At 66.9% G+C, this 19,900-nt stretch carries 19 protein-coding genes; 5 read left to right on the top strand and 14 right to left on the bottom strand.

Annotated features, from left to right (window positions below):
• Positions 1–7: 7 nt before the first annotated feature.
• From AC5Y5V_RS13205 to AC5Y5V_RS13165, 9 genes are all read right to left on the bottom strand, one after another.
• Positions 8–2,233 carry an MMPL family transporter gene (locus tag AC5Y5V_RS13205; RefSeq protein WP_499935508.1) on the bottom strand — a complete coding sequence of 742 codons (2,226 nt, stop codon included), beginning with the start codon at positions 2,231–2,233 and terminating at the stop codon, positions 8–10.
• Between the two features lie 126 nt (positions 2,234–2,359).
• The gene (locus AC5Y5V_RS13200; RefSeq protein ID WP_499935506.1) at positions 2,360–3,868 is read right to left on the bottom strand and encodes a flavin-containing monooxygenase; all 1,509 of its coding nucleotides are present in this window, start codon (positions 3,866–3,868) and stop codon (positions 2,360–2,362) included.
• The gene (locus AC5Y5V_RS13195; RefSeq protein WP_499935504.1) at positions 3,865–4,659 is read right to left on the bottom strand and encodes a methyltransferase family protein; all 795 of its coding nucleotides are present in this window, start codon (positions 4,657–4,659) and stop codon (positions 3,865–3,867) included. The genes AC5Y5V_RS13200 and AC5Y5V_RS13195 overlap by 4 nt, the downstream gene beginning before the upstream one ends.
• On the bottom strand, positions 4,650–5,666 hold the full coding sequence (locus tag AC5Y5V_RS13190; protein ID WP_499935502.1) for a fatty acid desaturase: 1,017 nt from the start codon (positions 5,664–5,666) through the stop codon (positions 4,650–4,652). Before AC5Y5V_RS13190 ends, AC5Y5V_RS13195 begins: the two co-directional genes overlap by 10 nt.
• Positions 5,663–6,952 (bottom strand): hypothetical protein, encoded by a 1,290-nt coding sequence (locus AC5Y5V_RS13185; RefSeq protein ID WP_499935499.1) that lies wholly within the window; start codon positions 6,950–6,952, stop codon positions 5,663–5,665. Before AC5Y5V_RS13185 ends, AC5Y5V_RS13190 begins: the two co-directional genes overlap by 4 nt.
• A complete protein-coding gene (locus tag AC5Y5V_RS13180; protein WP_499935495.1) occupies positions 6,949–7,911 on the bottom strand; it encodes a polyprenyl synthetase family protein in 963 nt (320 codons plus the stop codon). The genes AC5Y5V_RS13185 and AC5Y5V_RS13180 overlap by 4 nt, the downstream gene beginning before the upstream one ends.
• Positions 7,912–8,141: 230 nt before the next feature.
• Positions 8,142–9,032, bottom strand: a complete 891-nt coding sequence (locus AC5Y5V_RS13175) for a TIGR03854 family LLM class F420-dependent oxidoreductase (RefSeq protein WP_499935490.1) — start codon at positions 9,030–9,032, stop codon at positions 8,142–8,144.
• Entirely contained in the window at positions 9,029–9,601 is a 573-nt protein-coding gene (locus AC5Y5V_RS13170; protein ID WP_499935487.1) for a TetR/AcrR family transcriptional regulator, read from the bottom strand. The genes AC5Y5V_RS13175 and AC5Y5V_RS13170 overlap by 4 nt, the downstream gene beginning before the upstream one ends.
• Positions 9,585–10,031 (bottom strand): SRPBCC family protein, encoded by a 447-nt coding sequence (locus AC5Y5V_RS13165; RefSeq protein ID WP_499935483.1) that lies wholly within the window; start codon positions 10,029–10,031, stop codon positions 9,585–9,587. Before AC5Y5V_RS13165 ends, AC5Y5V_RS13170 begins: the two co-directional genes overlap by 17 nt.
• A gap of 94 nt (positions 10,032–10,125) precedes the next feature.
• Between AC5Y5V_RS13165 and AC5Y5V_RS13160 the strand changes: the two genes are divergently transcribed.
• Positions 10,126–11,193, top strand: a complete 1,068-nt coding sequence (locus AC5Y5V_RS13160) for a DUF2855 family protein (protein WP_499935476.1) — start codon at positions 10,126–10,128, stop codon at positions 11,191–11,193.
• A gap of 111 nt (positions 11,194–11,304) precedes the next feature.
• Here the strand turns inward: AC5Y5V_RS13160 and AC5Y5V_RS13155 are convergent, their stop codons facing one another.
• The 3 genes from AC5Y5V_RS13155 to AC5Y5V_RS13145 are packed head-to-tail and all read right to left on the bottom strand — an operon-like array spanning position 11,305 to position 14,416.
• Positions 11,305–12,090 carry an enoyl-CoA hydratase-related protein gene (locus AC5Y5V_RS13155; protein ID WP_499935474.1) on the bottom strand — a complete coding sequence of 262 codons (786 nt, stop codon included), beginning with the start codon at positions 12,088–12,090 and terminating at the stop codon, positions 11,305–11,307.
• Positions 12,087–12,785 carry a TetR/AcrR family transcriptional regulator gene (locus tag AC5Y5V_RS13150; RefSeq protein WP_499935470.1) on the bottom strand — a complete coding sequence of 233 codons (699 nt, stop codon included), beginning with the start codon at positions 12,783–12,785 and terminating at the stop codon, positions 12,087–12,089. Before AC5Y5V_RS13150 ends, AC5Y5V_RS13155 begins: the two co-directional genes overlap by 4 nt.
• On the bottom strand, positions 12,782–14,416 hold the full coding sequence (locus AC5Y5V_RS13145; protein WP_499935467.1) for an acyl-CoA synthetase: 1,635 nt from the start codon (positions 14,414–14,416) through the stop codon (positions 12,782–12,784). The genes AC5Y5V_RS13150 and AC5Y5V_RS13145 overlap by 4 nt, the downstream gene beginning before the upstream one ends.
• Before the next feature lie 92 nt (positions 14,417–14,508).
• Here AC5Y5V_RS13145 and AC5Y5V_RS13140 point away from each other — a divergent pair, with 92 nt between their 5' ends.
• Entirely contained in the window at positions 14,509–15,366 is an 858-nt protein-coding gene (locus tag AC5Y5V_RS13140; RefSeq protein ID WP_499935464.1) for a VOC family protein, read from the top strand.
• On the opposite strand, the gene AC5Y5V_RS13135 is transcribed toward AC5Y5V_RS13140, so the two are convergent.
• Positions 15,367–15,540, bottom strand: coding sequence for an excalibur calcium-binding domain-containing protein (locus tag AC5Y5V_RS13135; RefSeq protein WP_499935860.1), 174 nt, complete (start codon positions 15,538–15,540; stop codon positions 15,367–15,369).
• 141 nt (positions 15,541–15,681) lie between these two features.
• Between AC5Y5V_RS13135 and AC5Y5V_RS13130 the strand changes: the two genes are divergently transcribed.
• Both AC5Y5V_RS13130 and AC5Y5V_RS13125 read left to right on the top strand, forming a co-directional pair.
• Positions 15,682–16,896, top strand: a complete 1,215-nt coding sequence (locus tag AC5Y5V_RS13130) for a cytochrome P450 (RefSeq protein ID WP_499935461.1) — start codon at positions 15,682–15,684, stop codon at positions 16,894–16,896.
• A 38-nt stretch (positions 16,897–16,934) separates the two neighbouring features.
• Positions 16,935–17,639, top strand: coding sequence for a M15 family metallopeptidase (locus AC5Y5V_RS13125; RefSeq protein ID WP_499935858.1), 705 nt, complete (start codon positions 16,935–16,937; stop codon positions 17,637–17,639).
• On the opposite strand, the gene AC5Y5V_RS13120 is transcribed toward AC5Y5V_RS13125, so the two are convergent.
• Positions 17,636–19,165, bottom strand: coding sequence for a serine hydrolase domain-containing protein (locus AC5Y5V_RS13120; protein ID WP_499935856.1), 1,530 nt, complete (start codon positions 19,163–19,165; stop codon positions 17,636–17,638). The two genes, AC5Y5V_RS13125 and AC5Y5V_RS13120, sit on opposite strands and share 4 nt — an antisense overlap.
• Before the next feature lie 134 nt (positions 19,166–19,299).
• Between AC5Y5V_RS13120 and AC5Y5V_RS13115 the strand changes: the two genes are divergently transcribed.
• A complete protein-coding gene (locus tag AC5Y5V_RS13115) occupies positions 19,300–19,884 on the top strand; it encodes a DUF2510 domain-containing protein (protein ID WP_499935458.1) in 585 nt (194 codons plus the stop codon).
• Positions 19,885–19,900: the final 16 nt, after the last annotated feature.

Here is a 19,900-nt window from a genome sequence, read left to right as displayed (position 1 = left end):
AACCTTCTCAGGCGCCCTCGGTTGGCTCCGGTGTTTTCGCCTCGCTGATACCGAACCGCTGATGCATCCGGGCCAGCGGTGGGGGCGCCCACCAGTTGCCGCGGCCCAGCACATGCATGAACGCCGGAAGGAGCATGACCCGCACCAGAGTCGCATCGACCAAGACCGCCAGCGTCAGTCCGACACCCAGCATCCGCATGAACGACACCTTCGCCGCGATCAACGCGGCGAACGAAATCGACATCACGAGTGCGGCAGCGGTCACCACCCGACCGGTATGGGCCAGCCCCAGTGCGACGCTTTCATCGTTATCGGCCCCCGACTGCCAGTACTCGCGAATGCGCGAGACCAGAAACACTTCGTAGTCCATCGACAGCCCGAATGCGACGCAGAACAGCAGCACCGGCATGGCGGCCATCAGGGTGCCGGTGGATGTGGTACCGAACGCGCCCAAATGTCCGTCTTGAAAGATCCACACCAGCGCGCCGAAAGCGGCGCTCAGCGACAAGACGTTGAGCAGCAACGCCTTTAAGGGCAAGGCCACGCTGCCGGTCAGCAAGAACAACACCACAAACGTGATCGCCGCGATCAGGCTGAGCACCAGTGGCAGCCGGGAGGTGATTGCGTGGGAACTGTCCCGGTTGATCTGCGCCAAGCCGGTCATCAGAACACGTTGGCCGCCTGGACCAGCGACGGCGTGCAATCGGTCCAACTGAGCCTCCGAGGCCGGCGAGAATAGCGGCACGGCGCTGCCGACGGTGAAATACGCGCTCCCGTGTTTGATCGCCGCCGGCGCTGACGGCGGTCCGGTCGCCGCGCCGCCGACGAACGTGCCGCCCGGCCACGAAACGGAGGTCACGCCGGGAACGCGCGACAGCGCAGCCGCATAGCGGGCGAGGTCATCGGGCGTTACTCCGCTCATGTCCGGAATTACGACGACCACGTTGGCGGTGGCGTCACCGTCGAAATCACTGCGCAACCTCTCGCCGACCTGGCGCACCGAGGCCGATGAAGGGAGCACGCGATCGTCGGCGAAGCCCCATTTGATGCCGAGGAACGGTGCGCCGAGTAGCAAGAGCAACGCGATAATGGCGACTCCAACCGGAATCGCCCACCGCATGACCACTTTCGTCGATCGGTAGAAGAACGCTTGCTCGATCGGGCGTCGCGCCGGTGCTGGACGGCCCAACACGCGGCGGATCAACCGGCTCACATCCAGTGCGTCCAGGCGGTCCCCGAGCACCATGATCGCCGCCGGCGTCACGACGATCGCGGCAACCGCCGCGAACGCAACCACTCCGATTCCGGCGTAGGCAAACGATTTCAAGAAGTACAGCGGGAAGAACACCATCGCCACGATCGACAACGCGACGGTCACTGCCGAGAACAACACGGTCCGCCCCGCCGTCGCCATCGTGCGCACCAGCGCCTCCTCGCGCCCGACACCCTCGGCCAACTCGTCGCGGAACCGGCTGACCACGAGCAGCGTGTAATCGATGGCCAATGCCAGCCCCATCGCCACGGTCACGTTCAGCGCGAAAATCGACACGTCGGTCAGCAGGGCGACGACACGCAGCACTGCCATCGAACCCAGAATCGCGAACCCGCCGACGGCCAGCGGCAGCATGGCCGTCAACAGGCCGCCGAATACCCATACCAGCACCGCAAAGCTGAGCGGGATGGCGATGGACTCCATTAGGAGCAAGTCTTTTTCGGTCTGCGCGTTGATCTGCACATAGGTCATTGCATCGCCCGTCGCGCGGACCGTGACACCGTCACGATCGTGGACGAGCTGGTCGGCCAGCTCCTTGGCGTGCTTCTGCGCACCGTTTTCCCCGCCGCTGATGCCGGCGACGATCAGACCGGTCCTACCGTCCTTGCTGATCAAAGATCGCGCGGTCGGCGACGCGGCCCACGCCGAGTTCACACCCGTGACGTGGCGCGACGCCTGCAAACGCGCGATGATGTCGTTCGCGACGGCACGGGCGGCGGGACTTTGCGCGCCCGCGCTTGAGCTGACCGCAATCACCATCTGCATGTCGCCCTGGCCGAACTTTTCGGACAGCAGCCCGGCGGCCCGGGACGACTCGCTGTTCGGGTCATGCAGGCCACCGGCGGACAGGCTCTCGGCAACCCCGGCGCCGAAGATACCGGCGCCCAGCATGATCAGCGCCGCGACCGCGATCAGCCGCCGCGGCGCAGCTATGGCAATTCGCGCGATTCGTTCTAGCACGATTGCCCTCCGCGGCGGACGCCGGCGGAGACCAGCGCTCCACGAGCGTCGTCTCGATCAATGATCGTTCTCATCGCAACTCTGCCGATCTTCCGTGTCTGTGCCGTGCGTGTCGACCACTCGCGATCATGCGGAAGCCACGACGTGGCTTACACGTTCAGCACCGGTAAACTCGTAATGAGCTTCGTCGAAATTGCGGACCGCACGCCAGTACTCCCAGCTGAAGCCTGGCCAGAGGGCCCGGTTGATGCCATCGTCATCCAGAAAATAGGGATTGCAGCCCGCGGTGGACCACACGCGTTTCGCCAGTCGGGAATGAATCTTCTCGTTGTACCTCTCCTGGACGTCCGACTGGATTTGGATGGCGGCAGCGGCGCGTTGCTGTGCGCTGTCCATGGCGCGCAGCACCAGTTTGATCTGCTGCTCGATCATGAACACGATCGAGTTGTGTGCTATCGCGCTGTTGGGGCCCATGATGAAGAACGCGTTGGGCATACCGGCGACGGTGACGCCCATGTGAGCATGCATGCCCGATCTTTTCCAACGCTGCCGCAACGACTCTCCACCGCCGAGGCGGATATCCAGTGTGTCGATACCACCCGTGACGTCGAACCCGGTGCCGTAGATGATCACGTCGACCGCGCGCTCGGTCCCGTCGACGGTCACGATGCTCCCGGACCGCACCTCGGCGACACCGTCTGTGATGACTTCGGCATTGGGCCGGGCTAGAGCCGGGTAGTAGGTGGGCGAATACAGGATGCGCTTGCAGCCGATCTGGTAGTCGGGGGTGAGCTTGGCCGCGAGTGCTGGATCCTTGATGCTCTTGCGGATGTTGGCCTTGGCGGCCCATTCCATCGGCTTGTGCAGCGTCCCGTACCCATGCAGCGCGACGGCTTGCGCCTCCGCGACCCAGTACGCCGCCGCCCGGAAAATGTTGCGGACCAACGGCACCTTGGCGAAAAGCCGCTGAACCGACTTGGGGACGCCCGGGTCGAAACGCCCTAAGACCCAGGGCGGCGTACGCTGATACAGCTGCAACTGCCCCACTTGCTCGGCGATCATCGGCACGAATTGGACGGCGCTGGCACCGGTGCCGATCACCGCGACCCTCTTGCCGGTCAAATCGACAGTGTGGTCCCATCCCGAGGAGTGAAACGCCGCCCCGGTGAACGACTCGATGCCTTTGAGGTCGGGGAACTTTGGCACAGTCATCGGGCCGACGCCCATCACCAGGAACTGGGCGGTGACGGCGCGGCCGTCCGCTGAGCGCAGGCGCCAACGCAACGCTCTCGCATCCCAGCTCGCCGCGATGATCTCGGTGCCGAACAACGTCCTTGCGCGCAGGTCGTACTTGTCGGCGATTCGTCGCAGGTACTCGTGGATCTCGGGCTGTGCGGACCACACCTTGGACCAGAACGGGTTCTGCTCAAACGAATACGAGTAGGCTACCGTCGGCACGTCGCAGCCGCAGCCCGGATAGGTGTTGTCGCGCCAGACCCCGCCGACGTCGTGCGATTTCTCCAGGATCAGAAAATCGTCACGCCCGCGTCTGCGCAGCTGGATGGCCATCCCGAGGCCCGAGAACCCCGCCCCGATGATCGCGACGGTGGTTTCCAGATGACCGGTCTGGTTCATACGCTTTTGTCCATCCTCTTGAACGGTGACGGGAAGAACGCGGGAACGCGGGCGGCGTACGCGCGGTACGCCGCGCCGAAGCGGGCCAACAGATCTCGCTCCTCCAAGATGGTGCCCAGCAGGATGTAGCCCGTCAGGCCGGCCGCCCACAGCAGGTGCCCGGCCGTGAAGGTGCTCGCACACCAGAAGCAGAGCAGCAGCCCGGTCATCAGCGGATGCCGCACCATGCGGTAGGGACCGTGCACCTGCAGCCGGTCGGCGGTCGCGTCCGGAACGCGAGCCACGTAGGCGCGGTAGGCCTGGCTGACGCCGAGCAGGTGGAAGTGGTTCAGCAGCAGAGTGGCCGCGTAGACCAGTACGAAGCCCAGCCAGAACCCGCCGTCGAGCACGCCTCCGAGGACGCCGGTAAACGACCAAATCCGTTGCGGCAGAGGTTGCCAGCCCAGACACAGCACCCATACAGCCAGGCTGGCCATCACGACATAGACGGTGCGTTCCAGAGCTGCGGGCACTCGGCGGGTGAGCAATGCCTTGAAGGCCGGTCGGGCCATGCCCGAGTGCTGCAGGCCGAACAGCGCCATCAGCAACAGGTCGATCAGCACCGACAGACCCGTCTCCAGGTGCGGCCCGTCGTCGACCGTCTTGGGTAGCCACCAACCCCCGGCGAACAGCAGCAGCAGCGGAACGGTCACGCCGGCAAAGGCATATCCGGCCAATGCCAACAGGATTGGTGTGAGCCGACGGCGGTCCGTCAGAACGTCGCGTGTCCGCCGGGGCGTGATCAGATCCATGCGAACCACGGCAGGTATCGCGAGCGGATGGTGCCTTGCTCCATCCGCTTTCCGAATTTGGCTTTCCACCGCTCGCCGTACGTCGGGTCGAGGAAGGTTCGGGGAACGACGAGGCGCCAGGCCGAGCTGAGGACCATCCAATACGGCACGATGACGGCGGGCCGGACCTGGTTCATGTAGTCGAGCTTGTCGGGGATCTGGCTCCAATGGATCCCGGGGTAGCGGTGGTGCACGCTGTGGTATCCCTGGTTGAAGATCAGGAAGTTGAGCACATTGCCCACCGTGTTCACCGATTTGCTCGGGTCGTCCGCATAGATGCGCGCCGGGGCGTGACTCAGCCAGGCGAAGTAACCGGAATTGACCTGCGTCACGAGGAACGGGAGCCAGTAGAAGAGCACATACCGGGTCGGATCGGCGATCAGCCAGGCGCCCAGCAGCAGGGCCACGACGAGCGCCAGATCGAGCACGAACTGGCGGCGGCGCTTTCGCCGACCGGCCGATGTGTCGGCCGCGAAAATCGTTCGCACCGTGTGGTTCTTGACGATCGTGCCGTACCTGATCCAGTACCAGACTGCGCGCAGCCCGCGCTCGTGCCCTTCGGTCGAGGTGACGTCGCCGGGACCGTCGTCGTAGCGGTGGTGGTTGAGGACGTGCACCTCGCGCATCTCGGCTGCCGTCAAGGCGGCGGGAATGCAGCACAGCACATCAATCACTCGGTTCGCCCGCCGTGACACGAAAAGCGGTCTATGGGTGTGCATGTGCAGGACGCCGATGGTGAGGGAAAGGTTCAGCAGCGACAACGTGACGATCAGCGGCAGGGCCAGATACCACTTCGTTGCCGCGGGCACGAGCAGGCCGAAGGCCAGCAGACCGAACCAGCACCCGATGTGCATCAGCGGCCCGACGTTCGCCGGATGCTCGAGCTTTAGCACTCTGCGGCTGAAGGGCTTTCGTTCCGCCACCGCGTCGGGCTTTCCGGAGGTGGGCACGGCTAGTGCGGTGGTCATCGGGAGACTCCTGGGGTAGCGTTTTCGAGCGCCGCAAGCTGGAATCGGGCGGCGAGGGCCTCCATCGCATCGGTGTCGCGGAGGCCCAAGCGTTCCAGCCCACCGAACGCCAGATGGTCGGCGATCATCATGCGGCGCACCTGAAGATCGGGCAGTTCGCCGGTCAGCAGGTCGTCGGGCAGGGCGTGCACCAACGCGAAGGTGGTGTCGACGATCAGCGCCCCCATCGAAGGAGATGCCGAGGCGCGGTCACCGAGCGTGAGCACCTCCGTGGCCGCACCCGGGCCGCCGGCCGGACCCGCCGCGCCGGAAAGGTCGCGAGAACCGTTCAGCAGCCGGTCGATCGCGTCGTCGGCGGATCGCCGAACCCGTTGCAGCATCCTTGTCCAGCGAGCGGGTGAGCCGGCAGCCAGCACCGCGGCGCCCAGTCGGAGGTGCCGACGGTACGGCGCCGGCGCTCCGACCGCGGCGCACAGGAAGGCGGTCGTGGTGATGGTCATGTAGGCCATCGCCGTCCGCGCGCCGCGACTGGGGGTTCGCGGGCCGAGCCGGTTCAGCAGGGTGAAGCCACCCAGCGCCGGGACCAGCAGCCGCAGCATCACCGCCCGGGTCAGATCCTGGCGGTCGCCTGCCCCGTAGAGGGTCAGTTCGCCGTCGCGGAGGTCGTTGGCCAATTGGGCGATGATGCCGATGCATCCGGCCAGCTCGCCCAGATCGGCTTCGCTGCAGGCATCTTCGGCGACCAGCGAACACGCATAAAGCGCCACCCGACCGAGCACGCCCTCGCTGTAGGCGGCCCGCGGCAGGGGGGACTCGAGATTGCGGGCCATCACAGTGCTGACGTCGACCAGCATCCGGCCGACTCGCTCCCGTCCGGACGACGGCAGCGCCGACAGTAGCGCGCGAACGTCGCGGATGCGCTCGGCCAACAGCAAGTCGACGGCTTCGCTGTCGCGTACGGCGAGGGTTTCCAGCGGTCGAGGAGCCATCTCGATGGCGCCAGTCAGGTAGCCCGCCGCGGTCAGGACGGCACCGCTTGCCAGCGGACGGTCGGCGATGAGGTCTTCGTAGGCGTCGAGGACCCGGCAGGCCAGCAGGGCGGCGGTGGCTTCGGCCCGCAGGTCCGAGGGCAGGAACGCGACTGCGATGCCGAGGTTGCGGGCCGCCGGGACCAGCGCCAGCCGGGACAGCTCGTCGGGAGACCCGGCCGCCCGCAGCGCGGCCACGTCCGGTTCGTACCGCAGCTGACGCAGGCCGAGGACCAGGGCGCCCAGCCGCCCGCTCATTGCGCAACCACCCGCAGCGCGAGTTGGCACAGGAAGTCACGCGCCGCTGAGGGCGGGAAGGCGTCCATCGCGCGGCAGGCCGTCCCGGCGGCGCGGACGGCGACCGCCTGTGCGGCCCGGGTGGCGCCGCTGTGAATCAGGTCGGCCTGCAGGTCGACACTGGAAGTCAGCTCGCCGAGCCATATCTCACGAGCGCCCGGCCGCGTGGCCAACCATTCGATTACCGGCCACGTCGGCACCCTGCGGTCGAGATCGCCACCCGCCTCCTTGCCCAGCGATGTGCTGCCCTCGACGTCGCGCACGTCATCCATGATCTGGAAGGCGAGGGCGAGCTGGTCGGCATACCGCATCAGGGCGCGAAGGCCATCGTGGTCGACGTCGCCGGCAGTCCCGCCGTATGAGCAGGACAGCCGGAACAGTGTGCCGGTCTTCGCCGCGACCACGCGGTTGTAGTGCCTACGCAGGGCGGCGTCTTCGAGGGCGGGCGGGAGGGTCTCGACGAGCTGGCCGAAGGAGAGGTCCGAAAGCTGATCGTTATAGGTAACGCCTGGAACCTCACCGAGCTGAGCGAACACCGCGGGGTTGTCAGCCAACACCCGCGCGAGCACCTGTAGGGCATTGCCAGCCAGGTGGAATCCGGCCCGCGCCGCGGTGCGGATGCCGAACGCGGCCGGCACCGAGGGTGCGCCCCGGCGCAAGAGCGAGCCGTCGCAGATGTCGTCGTGCATGAGCGACGCCTCGTGGAACATCTCCATCGTGCACGCCAGGTCGACCGCGTCGTCCAACGACACGGCGCCGGTCGAGGGCAACAGCCGGGCGCAGGCCAGCACCAGGCCGGCACGGAGCCGCTTGCCGGGAGAAGCGAGGATGTGGCGGTAGACGCCGTCGAAAGTTCCTCCGGTGATCAAGATTTCGTGCAGCCGAGCGGTGATCAGAGTCAATTGATCGAGTGGAGCCATCGGCGCGGGATTGTGAGCGAGCCCCACGTCCAGCCGCCGATCAAGCTCCCCTGCGGGCAGGCGTTCGGACGCCGGTGATATTGCGGACATGGCCGTAAACTCTGGCGATCGTTCACGGCGACGTCACGCGTAATCGACTACTCGATGTGACTCATAATGAACACCCGGTCAGAGGCGGGACTTCATCGCGTCGCCTCAGCCGCAGTAGGCGGCGTCATCGCAGAGGGTGCTCAGTTCTGGCGACCGACGAGCTCGTCAACGAAACGATCGATGAAGCCGTCCAACGATCCGCCACCGACCGGCCTGATGACAAATTTCGTCAGTCCGGCATCCAGGTACGCGTCGAGCTGACGGTGCAGCCGATCCCAGCCGGCGGCCACCAGGTCGCCGGGATCGAGGTCTGGACGACGCCGCCTCACCGCCGCGATCAGCTCCGCCGGCAGGTCGCCGTCGCTGACGGCCAGCGAAATGCCGAAATGGTCGGGCTCGATGTGCCGCCCGGCCTGCGCCGCGGCCCGTTCGATCGCCTCGCGCCCGTCCCGCGCTTCGGCCGGGGTGAGGAAACTGCCCAGCCAGCCGTCGGCCAGCGTGCCGATGCGACGAAACGCCGCGGGCGACGAACCGCCCAGCCAGATATCCAGCGGTGGCGTCGGCCGTGGCGCGACTGCTGGCGCAATGACCGTGAAGAACCTGCCCTTGAACGGCGGACGGCTCGCCGAGTCGTCGACCAAAGCCGAGCGCAGCACCCGCAGCGACTCGTCGAACACGGCGGCACGCTGGCCGTCGGGAACCACGAACACCTCACGCTCAGCCGGAATCGCCGAGCGTAAACCGAAGGCGGGCAGCACTCGCTTGGGTGCGAGCGCCGCGAGCGACGCCAGCTGCTTGGCTACCAACACCGGATGCCGCCCGGGCAACACCGCCACCGACGTGCCCACCTTCAACCGGGTCGTCCGCGCCAGCGCGTAGGCCATGCCGACCATGGGATCCACCGCCGGGGAATACACCAGCTCGGAGAACCACAGCGAGTCCACCCCGCTGGACTCCAACCGATCGACGATGCCGGCCAGCTGATCGGGCGCGGTGTCCGCACCCAGCCCGACCCCGAAGCGAATCTTCACCCCTGACGCAACGCGGGAGGACCGCCGTTTGTGCCCCGCAACAGATCCGCGAACGCCTGCGCTGCAGTCGTCACGCCCGCGTCGTCGTCGGTGGCCACCAGGTCGAGTAACAGCCCGCGCGTCACGGCCAGGCCGAGGCGGACCAGCGCCGGGTCGGTCGCGCCGCCGGCGGCCTTGTCCGCCTCGGACAACCAGGCATCGACGGCGCCGGGCACCATGCGGGCGAAGGGCTCCTCGCCCTGCGCGCCTCGCGAGTAGCACTCGAAGAAAAGCCGCTCGAAGGGCCGTATCTCGGGCGGGCACAGGGTGGCCCACATCGCGGTGAAACTGTCGGCAGGCTCGTCGGGCAGGTCGTCCAGGATGGCCATCTGCCGGCGTTCCACCTCGTCCACGATGGCGAGCAGCAGCTCGTTGCGAGAAGCGAAGTGGTGCAACAGCATCCGATGGCTGGTTCCGACGGCCGTCGCCACCTCACGCAGCGAGCGATCGCCGATGCCGCCGGCGGCGAATTCGTCGACCAGTGCGTCGAGGAGTTCCCGGCGCCGCTTGACGTCAGGCGTGCGGGCCAAGTGAGTGCCGCAACTGCTCGCTGCGGCCCTTGAGGCCCTGGGCCTCCATCTCGAGATAGCGGCGCGTGGTGCGCACCATGAGGCGGCCGACGAGTCCGCCGATCGGGCCGCGCTGGTCGAGTCCCTGGCGCACGAGAGTGCGATCGTCGGCGACCGGCGTCAGCGTGTGATGGGCCGTGGTCGAGCCGCCCGGGGAGCGCTGTGCCCAGGTCCACGAGACGCCGGGCACCACCTCGGTGACCTCCCATACGAGCTTCGGCAGTCGGGGCTGTTTGATCGCGAAGCGCTTGCCGACGTCCAGGCCGGGTCCGTCCAGCGCGACCAGTCGGGTGACCGAGGCGGTCCATTCCGGCCAGCGCTCAACGTCGGAGAATACGTCCCACACCAGGGACCCCGGTGCGTCGATCTCCACGCCAGTCTCAGTAAACATGTACCAGATGGTACAACAATGATGGGCGGTTGACTAGATGCCTTGTCTGGCGCGAGCGAGCGGCGGCCGGACGATCAGGGCCTAGGCTCGCCGTATGGACTTCGAGTTGTACCGCAAAGACCTGCACCGGACTCGCTTCGTGAGTGGCGGTGCGCCGTCACCGGCCGACGGGGAGGCACTGCTGCGCGTCGAGTCCTTCGGGCTGACGTCGAACAACATCACCTACGCGGTGTTCGGTGAGGCGATGCAGTACTGGAACTTCTTCCCGGCGTCCGAGCCCGACTGGGGAAAGCTCAACGTGTGGGGTTATGCCCACGTCGAGGAATCGCGGCACCCGGATCTTGCGCAGGGGATGCGCGTCTACGGCTACCTGCCGTGCGGGAGTCACCTGCTGGTGGTCCCCGACCGCGTCAACGAGAAGGGCTTCATCGACGCCGCCCCGCACCGGCTTTCACTGCCCTCGGCCTACCAGGGCTACCGTGACGTCGACACCGATCCGGTCTACTCGGCCGACCGCGAGGCCGAGCACATCCTGTTCTTCCCGCTGTTCTTCACGTCGTTCCTGATCGACGACTTCGTTGCCGACGAAGGCTTTTTCGGTGCGGACACGATCGTGATCTCGAGTGCGTCGTCGAAGACGGCGATCATCGCCGCCTACCTGCTGGCCAAGCGCGACGGCATCGAAGTCCTGGGCCTGACGTCGGCGGGTAACACCGAGTTCGTCAGAGGTCTGGGCGTTTACGATTCGGTTCACCGCTACGACGACATCTCCGGGTTGCCCGGTGACTCCGCCGTCTACGTCGACATCTCCGGCGACGGCGCGGTCCGCACCGCCGTGCACGCCCGCTACGGCGACCGCCTTGCGCACAGCGCCGCGGTCGGCATGACCCACTGGACCGAAATGGCCCACGACAGTGGACGGCTCGAGGGGCCGAAGCCCGTCTTCTTCTTTGCCCCCGACCGCATCAAGAAGCGCGGCGCGGACTGGGGCACGGCGAAACTCGACCAGAACGTCGCCGAAGCATGGACGCCGTTCGCTCAGTGGGCATCGGATTGGCTTCGCGTGGAACGGATCTCGACCGAGGATGACATCCGCCGGGCATACCTTGAATTGCTCGACGGGAACGTCGACCCGGCGGCCGGCACCATCGTGGATCTGTGAGGCGCTGGCTCTGCCCACGCCAATGACGTCGCTGACTCTGCGGCCACCGCGCAAAAGACCGAGTAGCCACCACGCTCAACGCAGACTCAACGACGTCGGCGCCGGGCCCTGCTACTTCCCGGTGAACCGGGGATCCCGCTTGGCGACGAACGCGGCCAAACCCTCCTTGGCGTCCTGCGACGTCATCACCTCGACGACAAAGCGTTGCTCGATCATCCGCGCTTCGGCTTCGTCGAGCCAACCGCTGGCCAGGATCGAAGCCTTCGCGTTGCGCACCGCCAGCGGGCCGTTCGCCGCCACGCGGGACGCGATTTCACGGGCCTTATTCAGCGAATCGCCTTTCGGCACAACATGTCCGACCAACCCGAAGTGGTACGCCTCGGCGGCGGTCAGCGGCTCGCCGGTCAGTATCATCTCCATCGCCTTGGTATAGGGGATCTGCCGCTTGAGCCGCACCGTGGAACCGGCGCCGGCGATCAGGCCGAACTTGGCTTCCGGCAACCCAAATACCGCGTGCTCCTCGGCGACGCGAATATCGGTCTGCTGCAGCATTTCACACCCACCGCCCAGACACGGGCCGTTGACGGCGGCGATCAGCGGCTTCGTCAAGCTGCGGCTCAGCAGCAGGCCGTCGGTGATCACCGATCCCCGCGGCTTCGACTTGCCCTCGGCACCCTTGACCATCCAGCCGTCGGCGAGATCACCGCCGACGCAGTAGGAGTCGCCGTAACCGGTGAGGATCGCAACGCGGATGCCGTCGTCGGCATCGATCTCGTCCCACGCCTGCGCCATCAACGTGATCATCTCGGGCGTCAGTGCATTCTTGCGGCGCGGGTTGTTCATCGTCAGCACGACGACGGCGCCGTCGCGGTCGAAAATGAGGTGCTGATCGGTCACTTACCACTCCCCTTACCTGAGCCACTCAACTGCGCTGTCACCAAATCCAGTAGCTGATCTACGATTTCATCACTCGTCATGGGCGCGCCGGCCGCCGACAAGGTTGACCGCACACCGCGCACGTCGCCCAGGACCCGGAAAGTGAGGTACATCGCTTGCGACAGGCGGAAGAGGACGGTGGCGTCACTCCAGTCGGGATGGACCCTGCTGAGCAGGGCCTGAAAGCGTCGGGCCTGACCGAAAAACCCTTGAGTCACTTTGCTTAGCGCCGGGTGACCGCTGGCGATGAGTCCGGCGATGAAGCGCACCCACGCCTCACCCCCTGAGTTGGCCGTCTCCGCCACGGGCATCACGAATGCTTCCGCAAGTCGTCGCGCAGTCACTCGCTTTGCGGCTTCCAGCCGATCCAGCCGCGCCGCACGCCGTCGGAAAACTTCCTGACTCCGCTCGCGGATCACCACCTCGAGCAGCGCCTCCTTGGAACCGAAATAGTAGTGCAGCGACGCGACGTTGGTGCCCGCCGCGGCATTGATCGCGCGCAGGGACACCGCGTCCACACCCCGCTCTGCAAACAGACGCTCGGCGGCCAGGACGAGTCGCCGTTCGGTCGGTAGCCGCAACTCGTCATCGCTGACCCGCAGCTCCGGAGCGGCGCCGACCACCGCGGGCCGCTGTGCCGCCGGCGCCGGGCTCATCCGAGCGGACTTTCGACGCCGCGCGCCAGGGATTCCAGCATGATCTGTTTGGCCAGTGGATAATTCGCCTTGCCGGTGACGTGGCGAGGAATCTCGTCGACGAGCGTGATGGACCGCGGAACCTTGAAACCGGCGAGGTGTTCTCGAACGTATTCCTGGATCGATGCGATGGTCGGGCGGGTACCGGCGCGTGGTTGGATCACCGCGCTCACCCGGTTGCCCCACCGCTCGTCGGGAATGCCCACGACCAATGCGTCATACACGTCCGGATGGCCTTTGAGCGTGATCTCGACCTGCTCGGGAAACACCTTCTCTCCGCCGGTGTTGATGCACCCTGATCCGCGGCCGAGCAGCGTCAGCCGACGGCCCTCCTCCACGCGCGCATAGTCTCCCGTGATCGCATACCGGAGCCCGTCGACATCGAAGAATGTCGCCTTGGACTTCTCTTCGTCGCCGTAATAGCCCAGCGGCACGTGTCCCGCGCGACCCGTGCGGACGATCCGCCCGACGCTCGCATCCAGCTCGTTCGGATCGATGATGTTGTTGTCGTCGTCGACGAGGATGGTGCCGGGCGCAAGAGCTACCACCGGCCCTTCACCACTGATGTTGTCTTCGGTGAGGAGTCCGACGCCCGACGAACCCACCTCGGTCGCGCCTATCGAGTCCGTGAACACCACATCGGGAAAGGTCGACATCCACTTGCGTTTGACCGTCTCGCTGAACACCGCGGCGCTGCTGGCCACCGCCACCAGCGAGGAACCATCGAAGCCCCGGGCACTGTAAGTCTCAATGAGCGGCCGCCCCATGGCGTCTCCCGTCATGAACAGGATTTGCACCTTGTGCCGGTCGATGGTTTCCCAGGCCGCAACGGGGTCGAATTTGTTCAGCAGGATCGTGGCGTGACCGGCGAACAGGTGCATCAACGTGGCCCAGACCGCCGCGCCGTGACTGAGCGGGCTCAGGGGCAACGTCATCATCGGTGGGCCGGATCGTGCCCGTCCCGCTTGGTCGAATTCACCGAGCCGTTCGCCGGACACGAAGTCGATTCCGCCGCCCAAAACGCGCCAGATGTCCTCGTGCCGCCAGACGACACCCTTCGGATATCCGGTCGTCCCGCCGGTGAAGAGGATGTAGATGTCATCGGCCGACCGCGGCCCGAAGTCGCGGCGCGCGGAGCCGGCTGCCAGCGCTTGGGTGTACTCGATTGCGTCGAGCTGCCCTGTCGGTGGAGTGCCGTCCTCGGCGACCAGGAAGTGCCTGACCCGCGGAATGTTCGAGACCGCGGCCGCAACCGTGGCTTCGAAGCCGCGCTCGAAGAAGATTGCGTCGAGGTCACCGCTGTCTGCCACATAGGCGAGTTCGGCAGCCGTGTAGCGATAGTTCAGATTAATCGGTGTGGCCCGAATCTTGAAGACAGCCAACATGACAACGACATGTTCGATCGTGTTCCTGGAGAACAGGCCGACGTGCGCCCCGGGCCCGATCCCCTGGTCGCGGAGGTGGTGCGCGATCCGATTGGCGGCCTCCTCGAGTTCTCGATAAGTCAGCGACTCCTCGTTCACGATCAGTGCCGTGTTCCCCGGGACGACATCCACGGCGTGCTCGACCAAATCGGCGATGTGCAGGGCCACCGACGAAATCTATCAAGTGTTTCTATCAAGTGATAGACGCCCGACGGCCGAGCGGGTGGAACCCGGCGCGCGCCGCCGTGCATGCTGGATGCGTGTTCGACGCGCTCGACCATGTGATTGTCGCCGTGCGCGACCTCGACGACGCCACCCGACGCTACGCCACGCTATTGGCCCGGCGGCCCTCGTGGCGCGGTGATCATCCGGGCTGGGGCACGGCGAATGCGCTGTTCCGGCTGGACAACACGTACGTCGAGCTGATCACCGCGCGCGGCGAGGGCCCGCTGGGCCGCACGATCGCGGCACACCTGGACCAACGCGGCGACGGCCCGATCGGGTTCGCGTTCGCCACCGCCGATCTGGATGCTGCGCATGCGCGCCTGGCCGCCAACGGGCTAGCGCCGCCGCCGGTGTCCGAGGGTCTGGGCCGCGACACCGACACCGGGCTGGTGCGACGCTGGCGCAGCGTGCTGCTGCCGCGGACGCATACCCGCGGCGTGCTGATGATCGCGATCCAGCACGAGTCGCCGAATCGCCTTCGCGAGGCCGTTCCCGTCGGCCCCGACGAGGCGGTCGTCACCGGCATCGACCACGCGGTGGTGCAGACGTCCGACGCGGACGCCGCGATCGCGCTCTACCGCGACGGCCTCGGCTTGCGGCTCGCGCTCGACCGCGCCTTCCCCGACTGGGGCATGAGGCTGGTTTTCCTGCGCGTGGGCGGGGTCACCGTGGAACTCGCGCAGCCCCTGAGCGACCCGCAACTGCCGACGGGAACAGACGAACTCTGGGGCCTCTCCTGGCGCGTGCGCAACGCCGAGGCCGCCCGCAACCGACTCGCGGACGCAGGCGTCGACGTCTCCGAGGTGCGCCCGGGACGACGTCCAGGCACGCGCGTGATCAGCGTCAAGGATGGCACCTGCGGCGTACCGACGCTGCTGATCGAGCCCGCCTGACTATCCCTCGCAGGCGATGCCGTCGTTGTCCGGGTCCAGCGCGGCGCGGTAGGCGGGGTCACCCCGCGGGATGTTGTACCGACCGTCGGCGTGGGCCTCGTTGCAGTCGCGGTAGGGATGGTGCACCTGGTGTCGGGGTTCGCTTCGCTCGGCGTGCTCGACGATAAAGCCCACAGCGACTATCGCTGCCAGGACCGCGACTACCAGGATAAGAATGCGCACTCGCACTGCTCTACACTCCCTCGGGCCGGTGTAGGGAGTTTACGGCGGCGATTCGGAATAGGGAAAGTTGCGTGCTCCGTAAGATGCCTTCGTGTGACGGCTCTTGGCACGTTGGACGTGACCGGGGTCGACTTCGCGTTCGACGATCATCCGGACCTGCACGCGGAGCTCGCGCGCCTGCGCGCGTGTAGACCTTTCGCGATCGTGCCGTTCGCCGGGACCCGGGCCGTGCTGCTGCTGACCGACGAACTGGTTCGCGCCGCGTTCCGCGACGAGGCGACGTTTCCGGCCGCGCCGGTCTACGCGATGACCACGGAGCCGGTATTCGGCAAAAGCGTGCTCAGCATGTCCGGAGCGCAACACCGCGCCAGTCGCAGCCTCGTGTCGGCCCCGCTGCGACGTGCACGAATGCAGGCATACGCCGACTCGGTGATCGGACCGATCGTGCACGAGCTCATCGACCGGTTCGCCGACCGCGGGTCCGCCGAGTTGGTCGCCGAGTTCACCCACCGGGTCTCGCTGTTGACGATCAGCCGGCTGCTGGGCCTCCCGACCGACGACGAGGCTCGAATTCAGTTGTGGGCCAAGGCGATGATCGAGTATGCGTTCGATCCGAAGCCGGCGATCGACAGCGCCGCGGAGTTCACCGCGTACGTCACGCCGCTGATCGCGGCACGCCGTCGGATACCGGGCGGGGACATCATCTCCATGCTGGTCACCGAAACCACCGACGACGGCGAAAAGCTGGACGACGAGGCCGTTCTCACGTTTCTGCGGATGCTCTTCCCGCTCGGCGCCGACACCACGACGTACGCCCTGGGCAACGTGCTGTCGGCGTTGCTGAACCATCCCGGGCAACTCGAACTGCTGCGCGGCGATCCCGACCGCTACCTGCAGCCCGCGGTGTGGGAGGCGGCGCGGTGGGAACCCGCGGTCGGTCTGCTGCCGCGCGTGTGCCCGGTCGAGACCGTGTGGCACGGAATCGAAATCCCCGCGCTGACTCCGATGATCTTTGCTATCAACGCCGCTCATCGCGACCCGGCCGTCTACCCGCGGCCCGACGAATTCGATATCACCCGCAACGTCATGCCTCCGGTCACGTTCGGCCAGGGACCGCACAGCTGCATCGGCAACTGGCTGGCGAACACCGAAGTGCTGGTCGCTCTGCGCGCACTGCTCGACCGAATGCCTTGCCTCGCATTGGATCCCGACCGGGCGCAGGCATCCCGAATCACCAGCCAGGTCGGCACCACGCTGCGCGGACCGGATGCCCTGCATGTGACGTCCAGTGCGGGCGGTGGATCGTGACCACGTCCGTCAAGCGGCGCTGTGCAGTGCTCGCGGGGATGCTCACCCTCGGCCCCGTGCTGGTGCAGTGCGCGGCCTCGCCGCCGCCGCACGCCGCCACCTCGTCATCGCCGGTATCGCCGTCCCCGGCCGCCCCGGCCGCCCCGGCCGCACCGGCCACATCGCCGTCACCGTCGCCGTCGGTGCGCGCCGGTGCGACCGTCGCGCCGATCACCGCCGCCGAACTCGGCACGACCTGGCGGCCGGGCTGTCCCGTCGAACCGGCACAGCTGCGCCGGGTCACCGTCGACTACGTCGGCTTCGACGGCCAAACCCACCGCGGTGACCTGGTCGTGCACGAGGAACTGGTGCCCGACGTCATCGCGATCTTCGAGCAGCTTGTCCGACTGCGCTATCCGGTCGAAAAGATCCGCACGGTCGACAACTACGCGGACGCCGACGACGAGTTGTCCATGGAGGACAACAACACGTCGGCGTTCAACTGCCGACGCATCCCGGGATCCGACGAGTGGTCCCCGCACGCCTACGGTCGGGCCATCGACATCAATACGCTGCTCAACCCGTGCCTCTATGTGGGCGGGTATTTCGAACCGCAGAACGCGGCGGCCTACCTGGACCGCAGCCGCACCGACCCGGGCGTCCTACACGCAGGTGACCCGGCCGAGCGCGCCTTCACCGATCGCGGCTGGCAATGGGGAGGCGCCTGGAAGACTCCGGACTACCAGCACTTCGAGCGGCCTTAAAGACCCAGCGCGCGGGCCGTCGCCGTCGCGACCGCGCCGCGCAGATCCGAGATCGGCGCGCTGCCTCGCGTATGGATCGAGTTCGCCAGCAGCACGACGTAGGTATCGGAGGCGGGGTCGATCCAAATCGACGTTCCGGTAAAGCCGGTGTGGCCGAAGCTGCCGACGGGAAAAATCATGCCTCGCGGCCCGGACAGGGGCGTGTCGATATCCCAGCCGAAGCCACGCAGGTTTTGTCCCGGAATGGCCGGATAGCGCGGGGCGAGCAGCGGATAGGCGGCATTCGGCCGCTTTGCGACGGCGTCTCGGGTGGCGGTGTTCGCCGCGTCGAGTTGTCGAGGCGTATGTCCGGGCTGCTGCGGGCTGGTCATCAACTCCAGCGTGGCCTGCGCCAGCGGAAAGTTGCTCGGACGGCCCGCCAGCCTGTCGAGCAGGACCTGGGCGAAGATGCTCACATCGTGGGCCGTCGAGAACACGCCGGCGTGCCCGGCCACTCCCCCCATGCGCCGCGCCGTCATGTCGTGCACGGTGCCGCGAAGCAGCCGGTCGAGATCGGGATTCTTGCCCGGGTCGGCTCTGCTCTCCTCGTCGCGGGCCGTCGGCGCGATGCGCGGCAGGAGGCCGACGCTCCACGTGCCCGCCGGACAGGTAACGGGCACCTGCGCCGCAGGAGCCCACGCGATCGCGGTTCCCCTCGTCGTATGCGGACCACAGGCCTTGGCGACGGGAAGGAACTGGGTCTCCGTCATGCCCAGCGGCTCGAATACGTGCCGGCGCACGTACACGTCCAGCTCCTCGCCGGTGACTTTTTCGACCAGCGCGCCAAGCAGCAGGAAATTGATGTCCGAGTAGCGGAACCCGTCGCCGGGACCCGACTCCAGCGGCGTGGTCAGCGCCCGGTGAATGCCTTCCGCCTTGTCGGGTTTGCCCAACCCCCATGGGTCTTTGAGTTCGACGTCGCCCCGTTCGCCGGACGTATGTGTGAGCAGCATGCGCACGGAGACCCGCGCCCGTTGTGGGTCGTTCGCGGTGTTGAAGTCGGGCAGGTACTGCTGCACCGGGTCGTCGAACCTGACCTTGCCCTGTTCGTAGAGCTGCATGACGGAAGTCGCAGTTGCCAGGCTCTTCGTCAGCGACGCCAGGTCGAAGATCGTTTCCTCGGTCATCGGCTCTGCGGGTGCGGGCGATCCGTCCAGCCCGGGTTCGCCCGCATGCTTGCGCAAGCCGTAAGCCTGATGGAACACGATGTTGCCGCCGTGCCCCACCACGACCACGGCGCCCGGCAGCCTTTCGGCCGCGACCGCGTCGTTGATCAGCTTCGAGACCGGGGCGAATTCAGGGCCGCTGGCCACATCCGGCAGCTTGGCGGGCGCTTGGAAGTACGGCGTGGGGGCCGCGACCGGCGCCTGCGCCGGCCGTCCGGTGTCGCTCACCGCCGTCTGCGCCGCCTGCCCGCGCGAGCAGGCCGTAACGAGTGCAAGAAGGACAGTCCCAACGGCGGTCGCCTTTCCCAAGGCCTTTCGCATTGGCTTTACCCATTCCCCGCCGCCGCGTTCACGGAATTCCACAGGTGGTCGTCTGCCTGATGCTGATTCCGGCGGAGCGGCTTGTCAAGCCGTCGGCCGCGACTTGTCGTACGTCTCCGCTAGCGTCCGCATGCATGAGTACATACCCTCCGCCAGGCTGGTTCCCCGAACCGTCGGGTGCGGCCGGCATGCGCTACTGGGATGGCGTCCGGTGGACCGAACACAGGTCCGCGCCGGTGCCGTACCCGCCCCCGCCGGTCTATGCGGTCTCGTCGGGGCCCAACCATGCGGTGCACCTGATCCTGACGCTGGTGACGTGCGGTTGGTGGCTGCCGGTCTGGCTGATCGTCGCGTTGGTCGATCACCGCCGGGTCCGCGTGGTGTATCCAGGCGCGCCCGGCGTGCAAGGCTTCGCGGCCGCGCATCCGGTGCTGGTCGTGTTCGGCAGTCTCTTCGGCGTGCTGATGGGGATCGCGCTGTGGCGGGTCACGCTGCCGCTGGCGGTCATCGGGCTGGTCGTCTGGGGCGTCGTGCTGGCCACGCGGCAGAGTCAACGGCAAGCCGAACGCCGTCGCCAGGCCGACGCGCAAGTGGCGGCGCGGGCCGAACTGCAGCACCGCGCGCTGATGAGCGGTGACCTGCAGGTCGGCACGTTCGGCCAGTTCCAGCCGGCGGGCCTGACCCGGCCGCCGCCCGGCTACTCTCCGCCGTGGCGGTAGAGGCCTAGGGTGGGTA

This window comes from Mycobacterium sp. NGS68 (assembly GCF_059812195.1).
Note: the sequence above shows the minus strand (reverse complement) of the source record. Positions and strands in the feature narration are given on the sequence as shown.